The sequence below is a fragment of the Shewanella sp. AC91-MNA-CIBAN-0169 genome (assembly GCF_040310165.1).
Classification (GTDB): domain Bacteria; phylum Pseudomonadota; class Gammaproteobacteria; order Enterobacterales; family Shewanellaceae; genus Shewanella.
In genome coordinates this window covers 44,600-62,829 of sequence record NZ_JBEOPM010000009.1, presented here as the reverse complement: position 1 = coordinate 62,829, position 18,230 = coordinate 44,600, and the positions used below count along the sequence as shown (strand labels likewise).

Annotated in this window: 17 protein-coding genes; 14 read left to right on the top strand and 3 right to left on the bottom strand. The window is 42.4% G+C overall.

Annotated elements, in window-relative coordinates:
- The first annotated feature begins 319 nt into the window (after nt 1–319).
- The 8 genes from fucP (at nt 320) to AAEY98_RS09795 (ending at nt 9,755) form a co-directional block, all read left to right on the top strand.
- A complete protein-coding gene (gene fucP / locus AAEY98_RS09830; RefSeq protein ID WP_101086669.1) occupies nt 320–1,627 on the top strand; it encodes an L-fucose:H+ symporter permease in 1,308 nt (435 codons plus the stop codon).
- A gap of 33 nt (nt 1,628–1,660) precedes the next feature.
- Complete coding sequence (locus AAEY98_RS09825; RefSeq protein WP_502959639.1) at nt 1,661–4,279, top strand: glycoside hydrolase family 3 protein; 2,619 nt, start codon at nt 1,661–1,663, stop codon at nt 4,277–4,279.
- Between the two features lie 136 nt (nt 4,280–4,415).
- Nucleotides 4,416–5,507, top strand: a complete 1,092-nt coding sequence (locus tag AAEY98_RS09820; RefSeq protein ID WP_351016628.1) for a glycoside hydrolase family 16 protein — start codon at nt 4,416–4,418, stop codon at nt 5,505–5,507.
- A 344-nt stretch (nt 5,508–5,851) separates the two neighbouring features.
- Entirely contained in the window at nt 5,852–6,652 is an 801-nt protein-coding gene (gene cysQ, locus AAEY98_RS09815) for a 3'(2'),5'-bisphosphate nucleotidase CysQ (protein WP_335691394.1), read from the top strand.
- Nucleotides 6,653–6,725: 73 nt separating this feature from the next.
- Complete coding sequence (gene mak, locus AAEY98_RS09810; protein ID WP_101086673.1) at nt 6,726–7,631, top strand: fructokinase; 906 nt, start codon at nt 6,726–6,728, stop codon at nt 7,629–7,631.
- Nucleotides 7,632–7,773: 142 nt separating this feature from the next.
- The gene (locus AAEY98_RS09805; RefSeq protein WP_351010017.1) at nt 7,774–8,532 is read left to right on the top strand and encodes an ElyC/SanA/YdcF family protein; all 759 of its coding nucleotides are present in this window, start codon (nt 7,774–7,776) and stop codon (nt 8,530–8,532) included.
- 70 nt (nt 8,533–8,602) lie between these two features.
- On the top strand, nt 8,603–9,310 hold the full coding sequence (locus AAEY98_RS09800) for a DUF2982 domain-containing protein (RefSeq protein ID WP_351010020.1): 708 nt from the start codon (nt 8,603–8,605) through the stop codon (nt 9,308–9,310).
- A 31-nt stretch (nt 9,311–9,341) separates the two neighbouring features.
- Complete coding sequence (locus AAEY98_RS09795; protein ID WP_351016625.1) at nt 9,342–9,755, top strand: GFA family protein; 414 nt, start codon at nt 9,342–9,344, stop codon at nt 9,753–9,755.
- Here the strand turns inward: AAEY98_RS09795 and AAEY98_RS09790 are convergent.
- The 3 genes from AAEY98_RS09790 to galE form a co-directional block, all read right to left on the bottom strand.
- The gene (locus AAEY98_RS09790; RefSeq protein ID WP_101086677.1) at nt 9,752–10,111 is read right to left on the bottom strand and encodes a bactofilin family protein; all 360 of its coding nucleotides are present in this window, start codon (nt 10,109–10,111) and stop codon (nt 9,752–9,754) included. The genes AAEY98_RS09795 and AAEY98_RS09790 overlap by 4 nt on opposite strands.
- A gap of 111 nt (nt 10,112–10,222) precedes the next feature.
- Nucleotides 10,223–10,708 (bottom strand): ferredoxin-type protein NapF, encoded by a 486-nt coding sequence (napF, locus tag AAEY98_RS09785; protein ID WP_351016622.1) that lies wholly within the window; start codon nt 10,706–10,708, stop codon nt 10,223–10,225.
- Between the two features lie 459 nt (nt 10,709–11,167).
- A complete protein-coding gene (gene galE / locus AAEY98_RS09780) occupies nt 11,168–12,193 on the bottom strand; it encodes a UDP-glucose 4-epimerase GalE (RefSeq protein ID WP_162023469.1) in 1,026 nt (341 codons plus the stop codon).
- A 353-nt stretch (nt 12,194–12,546) separates the two neighbouring features.
- Here galE and phhA point away from each other — a divergent pair, with 353 nt between their 5' ends.
- From phhA to AAEY98_RS09750, 6 genes are all read left to right on the top strand, one after another.
- Nucleotides 12,547–13,344 (top strand): phenylalanine 4-monooxygenase, encoded by a 798-nt coding sequence (gene phhA, locus AAEY98_RS09775; RefSeq protein WP_101086680.1) that lies wholly within the window; start codon nt 12,547–12,549, stop codon nt 13,342–13,344.
- A gap of 82 nt (nt 13,345–13,426) precedes the next feature.
- Nucleotides 13,427–13,765 carry a 4a-hydroxytetrahydrobiopterin dehydratase gene (locus AAEY98_RS09770; protein ID WP_059747329.1) on the top strand — a complete coding sequence of 113 codons (339 nt, stop codon included), beginning with the start codon at nt 13,427–13,429 and terminating at the stop codon, nt 13,763–13,765.
- 164 nt (nt 13,766–13,929) lie between these two features.
- Nucleotides 13,930–15,468: a transcriptional regulator TyrR gene (tyrR, locus tag AAEY98_RS09765; RefSeq protein ID WP_101086681.1), complete on the top strand. Its 1,539-nt coding sequence runs from the start codon at nt 13,930–13,932 to the stop codon at nt 15,466–15,468.
- Nucleotides 15,469–15,705: 237 nt separating this feature from the next.
- Nucleotides 15,706–16,692 (top strand): fumarylacetoacetate hydrolase family protein, encoded by a 987-nt coding sequence (locus AAEY98_RS09760; RefSeq protein WP_351016619.1) that lies wholly within the window; start codon nt 15,706–15,708, stop codon nt 16,690–16,692.
- Between the two features lie 98 nt (nt 16,693–16,790).
- Nucleotides 16,791–17,441, top strand: coding sequence for a maleylacetoacetate isomerase (gene maiA / locus AAEY98_RS09755; protein ID WP_162023467.1), 651 nt, complete (start codon nt 16,791–16,793; stop codon nt 17,439–17,441).
- Entirely contained in the window at nt 17,428–18,093 is a 666-nt protein-coding gene (locus AAEY98_RS09750; RefSeq protein ID WP_182744537.1) for a nucleotidyltransferase family protein, read from the top strand. Before maiA ends, AAEY98_RS09750 begins: the two co-directional genes overlap by 14 nt.
- The last annotated feature ends 137 nt before the right edge of the window (nt 18,094–18,230 follow it).

Below are 18,230 nucleotides of genomic sequence, written 5' to 3'. Positions count from 1 at the left end.
TACCCTGATAAAAGGCCTTGCGCCGTGATAGATACGCAGTAAAAAATAAGCTCTCGCGTTTAAAAATCGTTGACATCAGTTATCGATATGTTAAAAATGAAAGCGCTTACATTGAGATTAGTGATTAATTATCCAAAGGTCAATAATTGATTTGGTTAATTATTGAATGCTTATCTGCTTGCTCAAGTGTGGAAATGATCACCAGTCAAATGTCTAGGGTTTACGGGGAATTAACTCTTGGCGTGAGATTATTGGTATCCATTCAATGGCGTTATGTACTGCAACCCAAGATAACTATTAACAACAATAAGGGAATGTCATGGCGACTTCACCGCTTCAACCTGAGTTGGCAAATGCCGATTCGACTCACCAGCAAGGCAACTTTCGTTTTGCTTTGATAGCGTTAACCTCGTTATTTTTTATGTGGGGCTTTTTAACCTGTTTAAATGATATTTTAATCCCTTATTTAAAAAACATGTTCGACCTTAATTACACCCAAGCAATGCTGGTACAGTTCTGCTTTTTCGGAGCCTATTTTATTGTGTCTATTCCGGCAGGAGCCCTAGTCGGTAAAATTGGTTATCAAAAAGGTATTATTACCGGATTGGTTATTGCATGTGTAGGGTGTTTACTGTTCTATCCATCGGCCAGTTATGGCTCTTACAATATGTTTTTATTTGCTTTTTTTGTACTGGCTTCGGGCATTACCATCTTGCAAGTATCAGCAAATCCATATGTGAGCGTATTAGGCCCAGCCGAAACCGCATCGTCTCGTTTAACCTTAACCCAAGCATTTAATTCATTAGGCACCACGGTGGCGCCATTTTTTGGTAGTTGGTTAATTTTATCGACCGTTGAACATGACAGCAAAGTCACTGAGGTTGGCGAAGTGATTGGCCAGCTATCGATTCAGCAACAAGCCTCTGCAGTACAAACGCCTTACCTTATTTTAGCGGGTGCGTTGTTTGTATTAGCATTCATTTTTATGTTGTTAAAACTGCCTTTACTGGGCAAACGAGACACTCAGTCTAATGCCGCTGTAAAAGGTAGCGCATGGCAATACCCGCATTTGGTGCTGGGTGCCGTGGGTATTTTTGTTTATGTGGGCGCTGAAGTAGGGATTGGCAGCTTTTTAATTAGTTTTTTAACTCAAGATGATATTGGCGGCGTGTCGGAATCGGAGGCTGCGCATTACATTGCTTACTACTTTGGTGGCGCGATGGTTGGGCGCTTTATTGGTGCTGCAGTCATGCAAAAAATTAACGCAGGCAAAGTACTCGCGTTTAATGCGCTATGTGCGTGTGTTTTAGTGGCAGCAGCCATGTTGAGTGCCGGTACCGTTGCCATGTGGGCATTGTTGCTAGTCGGCTTGTGTAATTCAATCATGTTCCCAACCATTTTCAGTTTAGCGCTACAAGATTTAAAACAGCACACCAGTCAAGGTTCGGGTATTTTATGCTTGGCCATTGTCGGAGGTGCTGTTTTACCATTATTACAAGGCATGTTAGCTGACAGTTTAGGCATTCAATTAGCCTTTATTCTACCTCTGTTATGTTACGTATTTATTGGTTATTACGGTTTGATTGGATGTGCTGCAAAACGTCCAGTATTCGCAGATAAGGTATAAGGGAAGACCATGAGATTAACTCAATTACAGTGCATGCATAAAGTCAGCACACCGACAAAAACAAGCTTGATAGCCTTAGGCGTATTGCTCGGCTTAAGTGGGTGCGGCGAGAACAATAACGCCACTCAACAAGATAAAAAAACAGCAGTTACCCCTGCCATGGTTGGTGATACAGCAGCTAAGTCGTCATTAGCCATTTGGCCGGATCTTAAGCCTGCTATCGCCAAAGATGATGCTTTAGAAGCCAAAATTGATGCGTTAGTGGCTAAAATGACTATAGAGCAAAAAGTCGCGCAAATGATCCAACCTGAAATTCGCGATATTACCGTTGAAGATATGCGTAAATATGGTTTTGGCTCGTATCTCAATGGTGGTGGTGCATACCCTAACAATGACAAACATGCTACGCCTGCAGATTGGATTGCACTGGCGGAATCTTTGTATCAAGCATCGGTCGATGACAGTGTTGATGGGATTAATATTCCAACCATGTGGGGCACCGATGCCGTACACGGTCATAACAATGTTATCGGCGCGACTTTGTTCCCACATAACATTGGTTTAGGGGCGGCTAATAACCCTAAGTTAATTGAAAAGATAGCCGCTATAACTGCAAAAGAAGTGATGGTGACCGGTATCGATTGGGTATTTGCACCCACAGTTGCCGTAGTGAGAGACGATCGCTGGGGTCGAACTTATGAAGGTTATTCAGAAGACCCACAAATCGTCAAAGCCTATTCTTACGCCATCGTTGAAGGTCTACAAGGCTCAGTTAATGGTGACTTTTTATCTGATCAACATGTGATTTCAACGGTTAAGCACTTTTTAGGCGATGGCGGCACTGAAAATGGCATCGATCAAGGCGATAATATTGCCAGCGAACAAGACTTATATGACATACATGCACAAGGCTATGTGGGGGGACTCAATGCTGGGGCACAAAGTGTTATGGCATCATTTAATAGCTGGCACGGGGTTAAAAATCATGGCAATAAATATCTATTAACAGATGTACTTAAAGATAAATTAAATTTCGATGGTTTTGTGGTAGGTGATTGGAACGGTCACGGACAAGTCGCTAACTGTACCAATGAGTCGTGTGCGCAAGCCGTTAATGCCGGTTTAGATATCTTTATGGTGCCAACTGCCGCTTGGAAACCGTTATATGAAAACACCATTGCACAGGTGAATAATGGCGAAATAAGCCAAGCGCGTATTGATGATGCGGTTAAACGTATTTTACGGGTTAAGTTCCGTGCAGGTTTGTTTGACAAACCTAGCCCTGCCAATCGGCCGTTATCGGGTAAAACTGAATTAATTGGCCAAGCAAGTCACCGTGATGTGGCACGTCAAGCGGTACGTGAATCTTTAGTACTGCTTAAAAACAATCAAGGTTTATTGCCTTTAGCGCCTAATGCAAAGGTGTTGGTTGCAGGTGATGCTGCGGATAATATCGGTAAACAATCGGGTGGCTGGACCATTACGTGGCAGGGTACTGATAACCAAAATAGTGACTTTTCTGGTGCTACGTCAATTTACGCTGGTATTGATAAATTGGTCACTCAAGCTGGTGGTACAACAACATTAAGTGTTGCGGGTGAATTTGAACCACAGCAAAAGCCAGATGTTGCGATTGTTGTGTTTGGTGAAGAGCCGTATGCAGAAGGTAACGGCGACATTGATAACTTAGAATATCAACGTGGAGACAAGCGTGATCTTGCTTTATTGCAGAAGTTAACAGCGCAAGGTATTCCAGTGGTATCTGTGTTTATTAGTGGCCGTCCTATGTGGGTTAATGCTGAGTTCAACAGCTCTGATGCATTTGTCGCAGCCTGGTTACCGGGTTCTGAAGGGCAAGGCGTTGCAGATGTGTTATTTACTCAGGCTGATGGCAAAGTTGCTCATGATTTTGTCGGTAAATTGTCATTCTCATGGCCTGCGACACCTCAGCAAACTCAGATTAATGTGCCATTAGCCCAATACAACACTAAACAAGCACAAGCTGATTATCAGCCGCTTATACCTTATGGCTATGGCTTAACTTACCAATCTACTGCCAGTGATGCGGTTGTGTTAGACAATTTGTCGGAAGACAATTTAGCTGCAACTCAAACACTAGAAGATTTACCTTTATTTGAGCGCGCAGTAAAATCGCCTTGGTCAATGTTCATCGCTAACGCTTCTGAGCGCCAAGGGTTAACCAGTAGCGTAGCGCAAAATAGCGCATTAACCATTCGTACTATGGATCGTGTAGTTCAAGAAGATGCGCGCTTAGTCTCTTTTAACGGCAATGAGCTGGGCACTGTAGGCTTAATTAGTAATTTCCCCCGTGATTTAAGGGCTTACAGTAATAGTGATGCCACGTTATCAGTGAGTATTAATGCAACACAAGCACTGCAAAAGCCGTTATGGCTAGGTATGGCATGTGAAGGTGATTGTCGTAAGCAAATCGATATTGCCAAGCAGGTGAATACTCAATTAGGTGAATGGCAACGTTTAAGCTTTTCATTGGCATGTTTTGCTGATGAGCCAATGGATTTTGCTAAAATTGTGATGCCATTTTACCTTGCCACCGACGCGGCAGTTGAAATTCGTTTCAGTGATGTGGTCATTCAAGCTGCTTCAGCAGAAAACACCATACAATGTAACTAATTAAAAGCGAATTAGCCCTATCTGAGTCATCAGATAGGGCTAGTTAAACTCAATTTTAAATAGTAATGGTTGGCGACGCTTGTTGTTTTACTACTGCGTGCGGCAAACAGAGAACGATAAATGGATAAGGACAAAAATGAACAAACTCAATAAGCATCATTCATTTGTATCCTGCTTAACTGCGTTAACTTTGTCGGTCATATTTCTGTCTGGCTGTAATGCTGATGATGTAACAGAACAAGCAACAGATACAGTGATACCCAATACCGCAGTATCAGGTTGGCAACTGGTTTGGCAAGATGAGTTTGAGGGTAACCAAATAGACACTGCTAAGTGGAGCTTTGCTGTTGACTGTTACGGTGGCGGCAATGATGAGGCTCAGTGTTATACCGCACGGCCTGAAAATACTGCAGTTAGTGATGGTTTGTTAGCGATTACGGCATTAAGAGAAACCTTTTCTGGGCCTGCAGTAAATGATTCTGATCCAAGCTATGACGTAAACGATACATCGAAAACATTAGATTACACCTCTGCTCGTTTAGTATCGAAAAACAAAGGTGATTGGAAATACGGCCGTTTTGAAATTCGCGCCAAATTACCGCAAGGTCAGGGGACTTGGCCGGCGATATGGATGTTACCGACAGATTGGGTATACGGTCCTTGGGCTGGATCAGGTGAAATAGACATTATGGAGGCCGTAAACCTTAAGGTTGTTACCGACGATAAGGCGCCAGAGTCTGCAGTACATGGCACATTACATTACGGTAAACAATGGCCCAACAATGTTTATACGGGCACAGAATATCGTTTACCACATGACCTCAATCCTGCAGACGACTTCCATGTTTATGCTGTTGAATGGCAACAAGGTGAAATCCGTTGGTATGTCGATGATGTTCATTTTGCCACTCAACGAGCATCGGGTTGGTTTAGCCAGTATGTCGATGATAATGGTGATGTGGTCAACGCACCTGATGATGCACCGTTTAATCAGCCATTTCACATGTTACTTAATCTTGCTGTGGGTGGCGCATGGGCCGCGAATGTGAATAAAACCGGTATCGATGAGTCGATTTTTCCGCAGTCGATGTTAGTGGATTACGTGCGTGTATATGAATGTGCTAAATCACCTAAAACAGGTGCCGGATGCGAAACAATTGATGGCAGTGTTGACGTTACCTTAGGCAAAATAGCACCAGAAATTATGTCACTAGACTCAGCGCTTTAACAGTGGGTTTTGTTTTATGTAGTCAATAATTATCAGCCAGTACTGTGAGTGACGATGGTTTTTTACTGTGATATCCCAGCTAATAGTGTCATTTTATGATGTTGATTTTTAACTGAATACGAATGCAAAGATGCACTGTTTGCTTTGAGTGGTGAGTGGTTTAGCTTAGTATCGAGCAAGTTTAGAGGTGTTGTCAGTATGTTGTAATCATGTAATGGCATGATCAGAGTGTTTTAGTTTAAGTGCGATCAAATGATTATATAAATTTATGATGTCAACAATGGCATAATGGAGCAAATGCACCTTAATGGTATTGAAGCCGTTATAAATTTTAAGGAATTGATTTGTCGAACATTACATTTTCTCTAGCTGAGCTAGAACAGGTAGTCGCCATTGCTAAAGATGCAGGTACTGCGATTATGCAGGTTTATGCTCAAACTGATTTGCAGATTGAGGTTAAACAAGACGATAGCCCTGTTACTGCAGCCGATATTGCCAGCCATAATGTGATTGTCGCTGGCCTTAAACAGCATTTTGCTGATATTGCTGTAATGAGTGAAGAAGCGGCTGATATCAGCTGGGCAGAGCGACAAACGTGGCAAACGTATTGGTTGATCGATCCGCTAGATGGCACCAAAGAATTTATTAAACGCAATGGCGAATTTACCGTCAACATCGCCCTTATTCACCAAGGCAAAGCCATTGCCGGTGTGGTATATGCACCAGTATTAGACAAATGTTATAGCGGTATTGTTGGTCAAGGGGCATGGCTTGAATATAACGGACAAATATCGTTATTAGATATTCGTGACAGAGCATTGCAATCGCCACCTATTGTAGTCGGAAGCCGCTCTCACGTTAGCCCTGATGTTGCCGCTTATTTACAGACTATTGGCGAACACCAAATGTTAAGCGTCGGCAGTTCATTAAAATTTTGTATGGTGGCCGAAGGGCAAGCAGATGTGTATCCAAGATTAGGCCTAACCAGTGAATGGGATACCGCCGCAGCGCAAGCAGTATTAGAAAGTGCTGGTGGTCAGGTGGTTGAATATCCAGCGCTTACACCGCTGCAATACAACCAAAAAGAAAATATTTTAAATCCGTATTTTATTGCTGCTTCATCGGCATGGTTTGCACGCAAATAGCGCTAATCGTTATCAGCTCTTGCAAGCCCAATATGGAACCCCAATTAATAATAAGCAAATGGAGTGACAAGTTATGATGCGCATGGGCGTCGATCTCGGTGGTACAAAAATTGAAATAGTGGCTTTAGCCGATGATGGATCTGAAATTTTCAGAAAGCGCATTCCAACGCCAAAAAACTATCCTGGTACCATTGAAGCCATTGTCAGCTTAGTGGCTGATGCAGAATCAGCAACGGGCCAAACCGGCTCTGTTGGGGTTGGCATTCCAGGTGTTGTGTCACCGTTTACTGGCTTGGTAAAAAACTCTAATTCAACCTGGATTAACGGTCATCCGCTGGATAAAGATTTAAGTGAAGTATTAAGCCGTGAAGTACGTGTAGCTAATGATGCGAACTGTTTTGCAGTATCAGAAGCCGTTGATGGCGCAGCTGCTGGTAAAGGGGTTGTATTTGGCGGCATTATTGGTACCGGTTGTGGTGCAGGTGTTGCGATTAACGGTCGTGTCCATGGCGGCGGTAATGGCATTGGCGGAGAGTGGGGACATAACCCATTACCGTGGATGACAGCAGATGAGTTTAATACCACTACTTGTTTTTGTGGTAATCGTGACTGTATTGAAACCTTTATTTCTGGCACAGGCTTTGTTCGTGATTTTCGTGAAGCGGGTGGTGATGCCACTAGCGGTATTCAAATTTCTGAGATGATGCAACAAGGCGATCCGTTAGCCACAGCCGCATTTGAACGTTATATCGATCGCTTAGCGCGTTCACTCGCACACGTGATTAATATGATGGACCCAGACATGATTGTACTTGGCGGCGGCGTCTCTAATATTGAAGCTATTTATACTGAATTACCTAAAGTGTTACCCAAATATGTTGTTGGCCGTGAATGTGGTACCCAAGTGGTTAAAAATAAGTTTGGTGCATCATCTGGTGTTCGCGGTGCAGCATGGTTGTGGGGCAAAGACGAGAAGTAATCACTTCTTACGCGATATGCAAATACATTAAGTATTACAGTAGATTAAACGGCACTTAAAGGTGCCGTTTTTGTTTTGAGTTTGTTTTAGTGCTCGATAACGATAAACTAGCCGCAATAATGATAAACGAAGTGAATAATTAATGTTTTGGCTTAAAAAACTGTTGTCACAATTGGTGATGCCAATTCCTTTTAGCATAATGTTGTTCGTTCTGGCTGCCATTTTATGGCGAACGAATCGTGTAACGTTACTGCAATTTGGCCGAGTGCTCTTGGTTACCGCTATCGTGGTGCTAACATTAACAAGCCAATCGCAAGTGAGCTATTTTTTAGCAGATTCATTAGAATCACAGCATAACGTTAATCATCAACCGATTACTGGTTCTTGTGTTGTGATGGTATTAGGTTCAGGCAATCGTGAGCAACAAGGCCATACTGCAGTGCAGCAACTATCATCAACAGCACTGGCTCGTTTAACCGAAGGCGTTCGTCAGTTTAGGTTGGGACAGCAATGCACTTTAATTGTGAGTGGTTGGAGTGGCGGATATCTGAAGACAGCTCATGCGACCATTATGGCTCAAGCTGCAGAAGAGTTAGGGATCCCCAAAGCCAGTATTGTGGCCTTTAATGAACCCAAAGACACTATTGAAGAGGCCTATGCTTTACAACAGCGAATTGGGCTGCAACCATTTCGATTAGTCACTTCAGCAACTCATATGCCGCGGGCGATGATGATATTCACCTCATTAGGAATGCAACCCCAGCCTGCGCCGAGTGATTTTATCGCACAACAAGGTTTCTGGTGGCGTTTAGATGCAGAGCAACTGCTAGCTTCGCAAAAATCTATCCATGAATATGTTGGCATCTTGTGGCTTAATATTAAAGGTATGACTGCTGATTAAATGTATTAGCCAAAAGACGCAAAGCGATATTAAAAACCTTATTTATTATATTTAGTTTAAAGGACAAACCGTGGTCAATGATGAGTTACTAATTAGCCCTTTTGCCAAACGAAATGGCATAACCTTAACGGTGGTTGGTGCCATCAGTTTAACGGCTAGCTTGATTGTTTTTATCGGCCTTAACGGTTTTTTTGCCGTAGGAATGTTGTGCTTTGCATTAGGCTCAGTGGCACTCATTTTAGGTGTCGCTAAAGTGCATCAGCCGGCGGTTAGTTTTAAGCTAACTCCTGCAGGTGTGGCATTTTTTCATCGCCGCGGCCAAGTGTTTATTGAATGGCATAATATTCAACGAGTCGATTGTGCCCGAGTAAATCAAAACTTGCAGTTGATTGAGCTACCTTATATTGGCGTTAAGCTTAAACAGATTAATCCCATTTTAGACTGTATTTCACCCCGTCTTGCCACTGGTTTACTGACCGAACAGCGGCCATTACTCATGACTGCGGCCACCCAAGATGAAGATTTACAAAGTTTAGAAGGTTATTTGGGGGCTGAATTTACGCCGCTAGTGGTCAATGGTGAACGTTACCGTGGGGTATTGGCAATGTTTGGTCATCGCTGTCAAACGTTAAACGAACAGTTGGGTTACCATGTGTATTTATCGATTGATAATTTAGATCGAGAACCGAAAGAGTTTGTGACTTTGTTGCGTCAATGGCAACAGCAAGCCCAACTACAAACTCAGCAGCACACAACATCTGCGACAGATATCGAATGAAACGACTAACAATCATGTAGCAGGTGTTCAAATGGCATTACAAGGCGGTTGTTTATGTGGCGCGATACGTTATCAAGTTATCGGTATGCCATTTGAAGCCGATCATTGCCATTGTAATCAATGTCGTAAAAGCGTTGGTGCGGTAGTCATGAGCTGGATGGATTTTCATACAGACAAAGTCCAATGGTTACAAGGACCGGTGACTGAATTTGCCTCTTCAGATAACATTCGACGTGGTTTTTGTCAGCGCTGTGGCTGTTCATTGACTTACCGACATTTAGATTATCCACAATACACTTCATTGTCGATAGCCTCTTTAGACCAACCAAACCTAGTACCACCGACTTATCATATACACACTGACGAGCAGGCTAGTTGGTTAAAGATAGATGATTCTTGCCCGCGCTATAAGGCAGGTAAAACAGCAGCTAAAAAACCAGATTAACTTTCTGAGGAAGTACTCGTAAGAGGCTCTCTGTGACGATAACCTAAAAACTGGCCACCATCTAAAATTTCAATATTTTCACAATAAGCATCGCCTTCAAAAATCCCTTGCTCATGGAGGGTGATTTTTTTACAACGCGCTTTACCTGCTAATTGCCCAGCAATCATTAACTCGCGACATAAAATATCACCATCGACAGTGCCACTAGTTTCAATGGTTACATTGCCCTGCGCTTTGATGTCACCACTCACATGACCTGCAATTAGGACATCACCACTAAAAATGAGCTTACCGGTTAAATGGCATTCTTGGGCGATAAAACTGAGTGGATTAGCCGGTTGCTTTTGACGAAACATCTTAGTGCTCTTAAGTTGGTATTATGTCGGTAATATAACGTGATAGGTTGATAAACAACACTAAAATCGCTGACTGTATTTATAACATCTTTCTACATTTTGGAGGATAAATCAGTTTGAATTGCCAATGAGTATCGCATCCGCGGGGCAAGGAGACACACAAGCACCACAACCAGTACAGGCATCAGTATCTATCATGGGTTTAGGCACTTGTCCTATTGCCATAATAAAGCTAATTGCGCGAGGGTCGCAGGCATCTTTGCAGCTCTGACACCAAACACCTTCATGGGTTAAACAGTTGTCTTTTATCGCTGCTGTAATTGACCAAGGTAATAATTGATCGCGATCAAATACAGGCTCTGGGCACACATCAACGCATTGTTTACAGAAGGTACATTCATCTTTAGTAAAATCTATTTCAGGAAAACCACCTTCACCGCGTTTAATTATTTGGGTTTCGCAGGCGGTAATACACTTGTCACAGCGTGTGCAATTGTCAGTAAACTCTTGATCCGTTTTGCTCCACGGCGGGCGGGTAACATTGGATTTTCTGCGACTAAATAGATTACGGCGACTTTGATTAATACCTTGGTTCATTTCGGTTCCAATTGAGCTTAAATATATTTGCTGCAATCAATATTAGCATTAACTGCAGCACAAAATTGTTAAGCGCTTGGCAATTCATACCAATTCCAATAATTATCTGGTCATTCAGCGAGAATCGGCATCTTCTAGGCAAGTAATTCTTCTAGGCAAGCAATTCTTCTAGGCAAGCAATAGGATTGTAGGCATAGTTGCTCTCGGCAACAGCTCCTACGTTGCTCTATCTCGCGCATCTGGCCGCCATGGATGGTGGCAATGTCTTATTTTTTATAGAAAAAACAGACCATGCAGTCGTACGTCAAAATACTATTAAGCAGCATAGTAGGTGCATAAACTCGTCCTGCGGGAGCCACTCAGGTTTTCCATTTTTTGTTGCATTGTGTCATAAGGGAATAACCATTCTTTCAACAATGCGCCTCAAACTGAAAAACCTGAGTGACTCTGATAGATCACCTAATTAATGGCGTTGGTATTGTAACCATCAGGATTATTTGATTGCCATTTCCAACTGCTATTTGCCATATCTTCAACGGTATGGGTTGCACGCCAATCCAATTCTGTAGCGGCAAAGCTTGGGTCGGCATAACAGGCTGCAATATCACCAGGGCGGCGAGGACTAATTTGATAAGCAATGGTTTTGCCACAAGCTTTTTCAAATGCCTTGACCATGTCTAATACGCTGTAGCCTATGCCCGTACCGAGGTTATAAGTCACCAGCCCAGGTTTAGTTTGCAGCTTTTTAAGTGCTTGCAAGTGACCCATAGCTAAATCAACAACATGAATATAATCACGTACGCCTGTGCCATCTGGTGTGTTGTAATCATCACCAAAAACGCTTAATTGTTGGCGTTTGCCAACAGCAACTTGGGCAATAAATGGCATCAAGTTATTAGGGATATCGTTAGGGTCTTCGCCAATCAAGCCACTTTCGTGAGCGCCGACTGGATTAAAGTAACGTAAACGAGCTATATTCCAGCTGTTATCCGAGTTATGCAAGTCAGCTAAAATATTCTCAACCATCAATTTTGACTGGCCATAAGGGTTGGTTGCGCCAGTAGGAAAATCTTCTTTAATGGGTAAGCTAGCGGGATCGCCGTAAACCGTGGCAGATGAGCTAAAAACTAAGTTTTTGACGTTATTTTCAGCCATGACTTGGCATAAAATGATGGAACCGGTGACGTTGTTTTCGTAATATTTCAATGGTTTTTCGACCGATTCACCGACAGCTTTTAATCCTGCAAAATGAATGACGGATTCGATGCTGTGATCTGCAAAAACTTTTTGCAGTAAGGCTTTGTTTAGAATGTCGCCTTGATAAAATGTGACATCTTTACCGGTAATGGTTCTAACTCGAGCCAACGCTTCAACACTTGAGTTTGATAGATTGTCTACGATGACCACTTTCTGTCCGGCCTTTAATAGCTCTACTACGGTATGTGTACCAATATAGCCTGCGCCGCCGGTTACCAAAATTGTCATAGTTTAATCGTCCTGTGAATTAATGAGTCAAGTTATAGGGCTGGTTGATTTTTGGCGATCAACTTTTATCCGATCAGTTAGATAAATAGCCTCTCATGTATTGTAAATTATCACAGTTCAATTGCCATTTAAATTATTGATGGCACGTTCAAATTAATACCGGTCAGCTTTCCTATAAAGTGAGTCAATAGTAGTTATAAAAATGGGCGCTGAGTGAGAGCTAAATCAGTAGTTGTATTTATTTGTTTACGATTAGCACTACATTATGGCAAGACAATAAACTGTGAAGGAGTTAACAAAACATCACCCTTAGCACACTATGTAGGGAGTGAAGTTGACGTAAAGTGGAACCTATGAGTACAGCAACAAAGTATATTGCACACCAACCTGATGCCCAAGGTTACATTGATTACTCAGAGCATGAGAATCAATTATGGCAACAATTGTATCAGCGCCAAGTGACGAATATGCCGGGCCGCGCATGCCAAGCCTATTTACAAGGCTTAGATGCATTAGGCATGTCAGTTGATCGCATTCCACAATTGCCTGAAATCGATAAAGTGTTACTTGATGCAACGGGTTGGAAAACTGCTGCAGTGCCTGCACTGATTTCATTTGGGCGTTTCTTTGAGTTACTGGCCAATAAAGAGTTTCCAGTCGCGACGTTTATTCGCAGCAAAGAAGAGTTTGATTACCTGCAAGAACCTGACATTTTTCATGAGATATTTGGCCATTGTCCGTTATTAACCAATCCATCATTTGGGCATTTTTCACATATGTATGGACAGTTAGGCCTGGCGGCATCAAAAGAAGAGCGCGTGTTTCTGGCGCGATTATATTGGTTTACTATTGAGTTCGGTTTGGTTCAGGCGAAAAATGAATCACTGCAAATATACGGCGGCGGCATTTTAAGTTCACCGGGTGAAACCATGTATGCATTAAGTGACAGCCCTGAACGTAAGCCGTTTGATTTACTCGACGTACTGCGCACACCGTATCGTATTGATATCATGCAACCTATTTATTATGTTATCGATCATATTGACTATTTAGATGAAATTGCTCGTATGGACATTATGAGCATGGTGACAAAAGCACGTCATTTAGGCATGTTTGAGCCTAAATTTGCTCTAAAAGTCAAAGCCAGTTAACGATTTATTGCAGCAGAGCAACCAATAAGATAGCTCAACAATCTGCAAGTGAGACACTATTTAATTAAGCCAAGGAGTACAAATGAACGCATTAACCGAGATGAAATGTGAAGCATGCCAAGCAGATGCACCAAAAGTAACGGATGCAGAGTTAGCAGAGCTTGTCGGTATGATCCCTGATTGGGGCGTTGAAGTTCGTGACGGCATTATGCAGTTAGAGCGGGTATATAAATTTAAAAACTTTAAGTTAGCGATGGCCTTTACCAATAAGTTGGCCGATTTAGCTGAAGCAGAGTTCCATCACCCAGGTATCTTAACCGAATGGGGCAAAGTCACAGTGACGTGGTGGTCACACTCAATTAAAGGCTTACACAAAAACGATTTCATTATGGCTGCCAAGACAGACCAGTTGTTAGACTAGTTACTATCGTCATCCATTTCAGCATGTTACGTTAACGTAATGTGCTGAAATAGTTTCTCTGTTACAATTCTGCTGTAAACTTCACTTGCCACTGAAGCCATATCCCTCTAACGTTATGCCAAATTTCCGCAATAAAACATTAATAAATAGGGAATCGTTACATTATGCGTTTGGAAGTCAGTTGTATCGATCGCGTGGGTTTAGCGAAAGACATCCTCGTCGTGCTTGAAAAACATGGTATTAACTTAATTGCCATTGATGCCAGTAATAAAGGTTTCCTGTTTTTGCAGTTTGCAGAAATCAGTTTCGAAACCCTGCGTGAGCTAATGCCACAAATTCGTAAAGTCGAAAGTGTGCATGATGTCCGTACCGTATCTTTTATGCCGTCAGAGCAAGAACATTACGCCCTAAAAACCTTACTTAAAACCTTACCCGATTCGGTGTTTTCAACAGACGCGAAAGGGCGGATCCGCATAGCCAATGAGTCGGCATTATTGACGCTTGGTATGGCTGAACATGAAGTGGTGGGCGAGTCACTTAATCATTGGGTACAAGGGTTTAACTTTGCTCGTTGGATGAGTGAAATACCGGTGTTGGCGCAAGCCACACGAGTTCAAATTAACTCGAGCGAGTATTTGGCTGAAATGCTGCCAATTTACTTACCCGATGACGATGAAAAAACTATTTTGGCGGGTGCGGTTATCTCGCTGAAATCACCCGCTAGAGTGGGTAAACAGTTTAATGCTCTGCAAAATCAAACCACTGGTTTTGATAATGTATTGGCTATCAGCGACAAAATGAAAGACATACTCAAGCAAGCCAAGCGTATGGCACAACTTGATGCACCGTTACTTATCACCGGTGAAACGGGAACGGGTAAAGAGTTGATGGCCCGTGCGAGTCATGATGCCAGCATGCGCCGTGAACATCCTTTTATCGCGATAAACTGTGCGGCTTTGCCCGATAGTGTCGCAGAGGAAGAGTTGTTTGGCTTTGTTAGTAATGGCACCGTCGTTAAACGCGGTCTATTTGAAGAAGCAAAAGGCGGTACGGTGTTTCTTGATGAAATTGCCGAGATGTCTAAAACCGCACAAGTTAAATTATTGCGTTTATTACAAGACGGAACTTTTAGACGGATTGGTGGCGATGAAGAAGTACGCGCCGATGTGCGGATTATTTGTTCAACCCAAAAACATTTGGCTGAACTTTGCCAATCCGGTGAGTTTAGAGAAGATTTGTACTATCGAATCCATGTCTTAAGCTATCACATGCCATCACTACGGGAGCGTCGTGTAGATGTGATTCCATTAACTGAGATGTTTTTAGAGCATTATAGTCAGCAGTTATCGAGTCCCTTAAGACGTATATCGGCAAGTTGTCGCGATTACCTATTTACCTACGCATGGCCGGGTAATGTGCGCCAATTGAAAAATGCGATTTTTAGAGCGGTATCAATGTGGGATGGCTCAACAGAATTGACCGTTGAACAACTTAAATTACCTTCATATGCCGAAGGGTTTGGCTACTTCGATGAAGAGTTCGAAGGCACGTTAGACGAGGCGATGAAAGAGTATGAAGCCAGTTTATTACGTCGGTTATATCCCGCGTACCCAAGTACACGCCAATTAGCCAAAAAGTTAGGTGTGTCTCATACCGCTATTGCTAACAAGTTGCGTGATTACAGTATTAGTAAGAAAAAGTAATGTAACGATTTAATGCCAGCCAAGTGCTGGCATTTTGGTCATTTTAACGCTAACAATCAGTGTTGACGTGGCCTTTTATGTTTTGTAACGAATAATTTACAAATCACGATTAGCACCGCAAAAATGTGATTTAGTACCTACTATAGGATTTTCCGTCACGATCGGTTATTTCTATGGTTAGATTGAGAGTCTTGTATCGAGTAGGACGCAGATCTCACCCAGAATTTAGGAGCAGTAATGAAACTTGCAAGTTATCACAATGGACGTCGCGACGGCCAATTGATGTTAGTCAGTAAAGATTTGACCAAAACAGTCGCGGTACCCGCTATTGCCCATACTATGCAGCAATTATTAGATGCTTGGGATTTGCTATATCCACAACTTAATGAGTTGTATGAAGCACTAAACGCCGGCCAGATGGACAATGCAGTAGATTTTGATGAAGCACGTTGTTTATCTCCTTTACCAAGAGCCTACCAATGGGCCGATGGCAGTGCGTATGTTAACCATGTTGAGTTAGTACGCAAAGCACGTGGCGCTGAAATGCCAGCATCGTTTTGGACTGATCCTTTAGTGTATCAAGGTGGTTCTGACTGTTTTATCGCCCCTAAAGCGGATATTCAAATGGCCAGTGAAGAATACGGTATCGATTTCGAATCAGAAATCGCTATTGTTACTGATGATGTTGCCATGGGTGTTAACAGCGAAGATGCAACTAAGCACATCAAATTATTGATGTTAGTTAACGACGTATCACTGCGTAACTTAATCCCAGGTGAATTAGGCAAAGGCTTTGGCTTTTTCCAATCTAAGCCATCGAGTGCCTTTTCACCCATTGCGATTACCCCAGACGAGTTAGGTGACAAATGGCAAGACAGCAAAGTACATTTGCCGTTAGTGACTCATTTAAACAGTGATTTGTTTGGCCGCCCTAATGCTGGTGTCGACATGACGTTTAACTTTAGCCAGTTAGTCCAACATGTGGCTAAAACACGTCCATTAGGCGCAGGTGCAATTATTGGTTCTGGTACTATTTCTAATTACGATCGCAGTGCTGGTTCAAGTTGTTTAGCTGAAAAACGCATGCTTGAAATCATTGCCGACGGTAAAGCATCAACACCCTTTATGCATTTTGGTGACACTGTTCGCATTGAAATGTTTGATGATAACGGTGTGAGTATCTTTGGTTCTATCGATCAAAAAGTGGTTGAATACAAAGCTTAAGATTATGAAAGCGATATAAATCGAAATATAAAGGCAATAGCGATTAATCGTTATTGCCTTTTTGTTAGGCAGATTAAAATAAAAATAAGGGAATTGACATGAAACTCTATGGCTACTGGCGTTCAAGTGCGGCATATCGCGTGCGTATTGCGTTAAATTTAAAGCAGTTAACGGCTGAACATATTTCAGTTCATTTGGTTAATAATGGTGGTGAGCAACATTCTGAGGCTTACCATCAACTCAACCCCTCGGATCTTGTGCCGACGTTTATCGACAATAATGAGTCAGGCGAGATTAACTTATCGCAATCGTTAGCCATTATAGAATACCTCGACGAAAAACACCCTCAGCAACCGTTACTTCCCAGCAATATTGAGCAGCGAGCTATTGTTCGCAGCATGGCTCAAGCCATAGCATGTGAAATTCATCCTTTAGATAATCTTCGAGTATTACAATATTTAGTTAACGAAATGGGTGTCTCAGAAGCTGATAAAATGCGTTGGTATCACCATTGGATACACCTTGGCTTTGCTGCTTTAGAACAGCAGTTAAGCCGATATTCTGGACGTTTCTGCTTTGGTGATACTCCTTCGCTGGCCGATATTTGTCTGATCCCGCAAGTGTATAATGCCAAGCGCTTTAATTTAGAGCTTGCTGCGTATCCTAATATTGTCAGAATTTGGGATGAGTGCCATAAGTTACCTGCATTTGCTGATGCCGCGCCAGAACAACAGCATGACGCGACGTAATCAAACCTTGTTTAATCAGCACCAGTTAAATCCGCCCCTGTTAAACCAAGTGGCCATTGATCAGTTGCAACATGGGCAGGCTAAGCCATTGTTTTTGTTGTGGCAGTGGTTACAACAAGATGAACTTAGAATGGCAGCCTTAATGACGTGTCAGAAAGTGATGCAACAACAAGGGATCACAGATTGGTTAATTAGTGCGGGTTTTATACGCAATTTGATCTGGGATAATTTGCACAGCATGACCTCACAGCCCTTAAACGACATTGATGTCATTTACTGGTGTGATAACAACCCATCTTCTGCAGAAGACCAGGCGATTGAAGCTTTACTCGTTAAGCAGATAGCTCTGCCATGGTCGGCGAAAAACCAAGCCAGAATGCATCTTAGAAATGGTGATATGCCCTATAGTTCTTGTGTTGATGCCATGTCATTTTGGCCAGAAAAACAAACGGCGATAGGGGTTAAATTAGTTCCCTCTGATGACCATACAACAGCTGAGTTTCAATTACACGTGACGAGTGTGTTTGGTTTAGGCTGTTTGTTTGACTTGTCATTAAGTCCAAACCCAAAGCGTGACAAAGCTATTTTTAACCATCGCGTGTCCCAAAAGGGATGGTTAATCCATTACTGCAAACTATCTGTAACAGATTAATCATCAATAATAATTCACCTGTTCAACCTCACAAAACCTAACTGTTAAATACCTCTTTCATCTCTTTACCGCCTCACTTTGTGATCTAAATCATGTGTCTGGGATCTAATTAGGTACCTCTATAGAGGTACTGCTGT

Bases quoted from the DNA above. Each gene is read 5' to 3' on its own strand.
- napF (WP_351016622.1), bottom strand. From the start codon at position 10,708: ATGAACCAAGGTATTAATCAAAGTCGCCGTAATCTATTTAGTCGCAGA.
- AAEY98_RS09795 (WP_351016625.1), top strand. From the start codon at position 9,342: ATGGCATTACAAGGCGGTTGTTTATGTGGCGCGATACGTTATCAAGTT.
- tyrR (WP_101086681.1), top strand. From the start codon at position 13,930: ATGCGTTTGGAAGTCAGTTGTATCGATCGCGTGGGTTTAGCGAAAGAC.
- phhA (WP_101086680.1), top strand. From the start codon at position 12,547: ATGAGTACAGCAACAAAGTATATTGCACACCAACCTGATGCCCAAGGT.
- AAEY98_RS09750 (WP_182744537.1), top strand. From the start codon at position 17,428: ATGACGCGACGTAATCAAACCTTGTTTAATCAGCACCAGTTAAATCCG.
- fucP (WP_101086669.1), top strand. From the start codon at position 320: ATGGCGACTTCACCGCTTCAACCTGAGTTGGCAAATGCCGATTCGACT.
- galE (WP_162023469.1), bottom strand. From the start codon at position 12,193: ATGACAATTTTGGTAACCGGCGGCGCAGGCTATATTGGTACACATACC.
- mak (WP_101086673.1), top strand. From the start codon at position 6,726: ATGATGCGCATGGGCGTCGATCTCGGTGGTACAAAAATTGAAATAGTG.
- AAEY98_RS09825 (WP_502959639.1), top strand. From the start codon at position 1,661: ATGCATAAAGTCAGCACACCGACAAAAACAAGCTTGATAGCCTTAGGC.
- AAEY98_RS09760 (WP_351016619.1), top strand. From the start codon at position 15,706: ATGAAACTTGCAAGTTATCACAATGGACGTCGCGACGGCCAATTGATG.
- AAEY98_RS09805 (WP_351010017.1), top strand. From the start codon at position 7,774: ATGTTTTGGCTTAAAAAACTGTTGTCACAATTGGTGATGCCAATTCCT.
- AAEY98_RS09770 (WP_059747329.1), top strand. From the start codon at position 13,427: ATGAACGCATTAACCGAGATGAAATGTGAAGCATGCCAAGCAGATGCA.
- maiA (WP_162023467.1), top strand. From the start codon at position 16,791: ATGAAACTCTATGGCTACTGGCGTTCAAGTGCGGCATATCGCGTGCGT.
- AAEY98_RS09790 (WP_101086677.1), bottom strand. From the start codon at position 10,111: ATGTTTCGTCAAAAGCAACCGGCTAATCCACTCAGTTTTATCGCCCAA.
- AAEY98_RS09820 (WP_351016628.1), top strand. From the start codon at position 4,416: ATGAACAAACTCAATAAGCATCATTCATTTGTATCCTGCTTAACTGCG.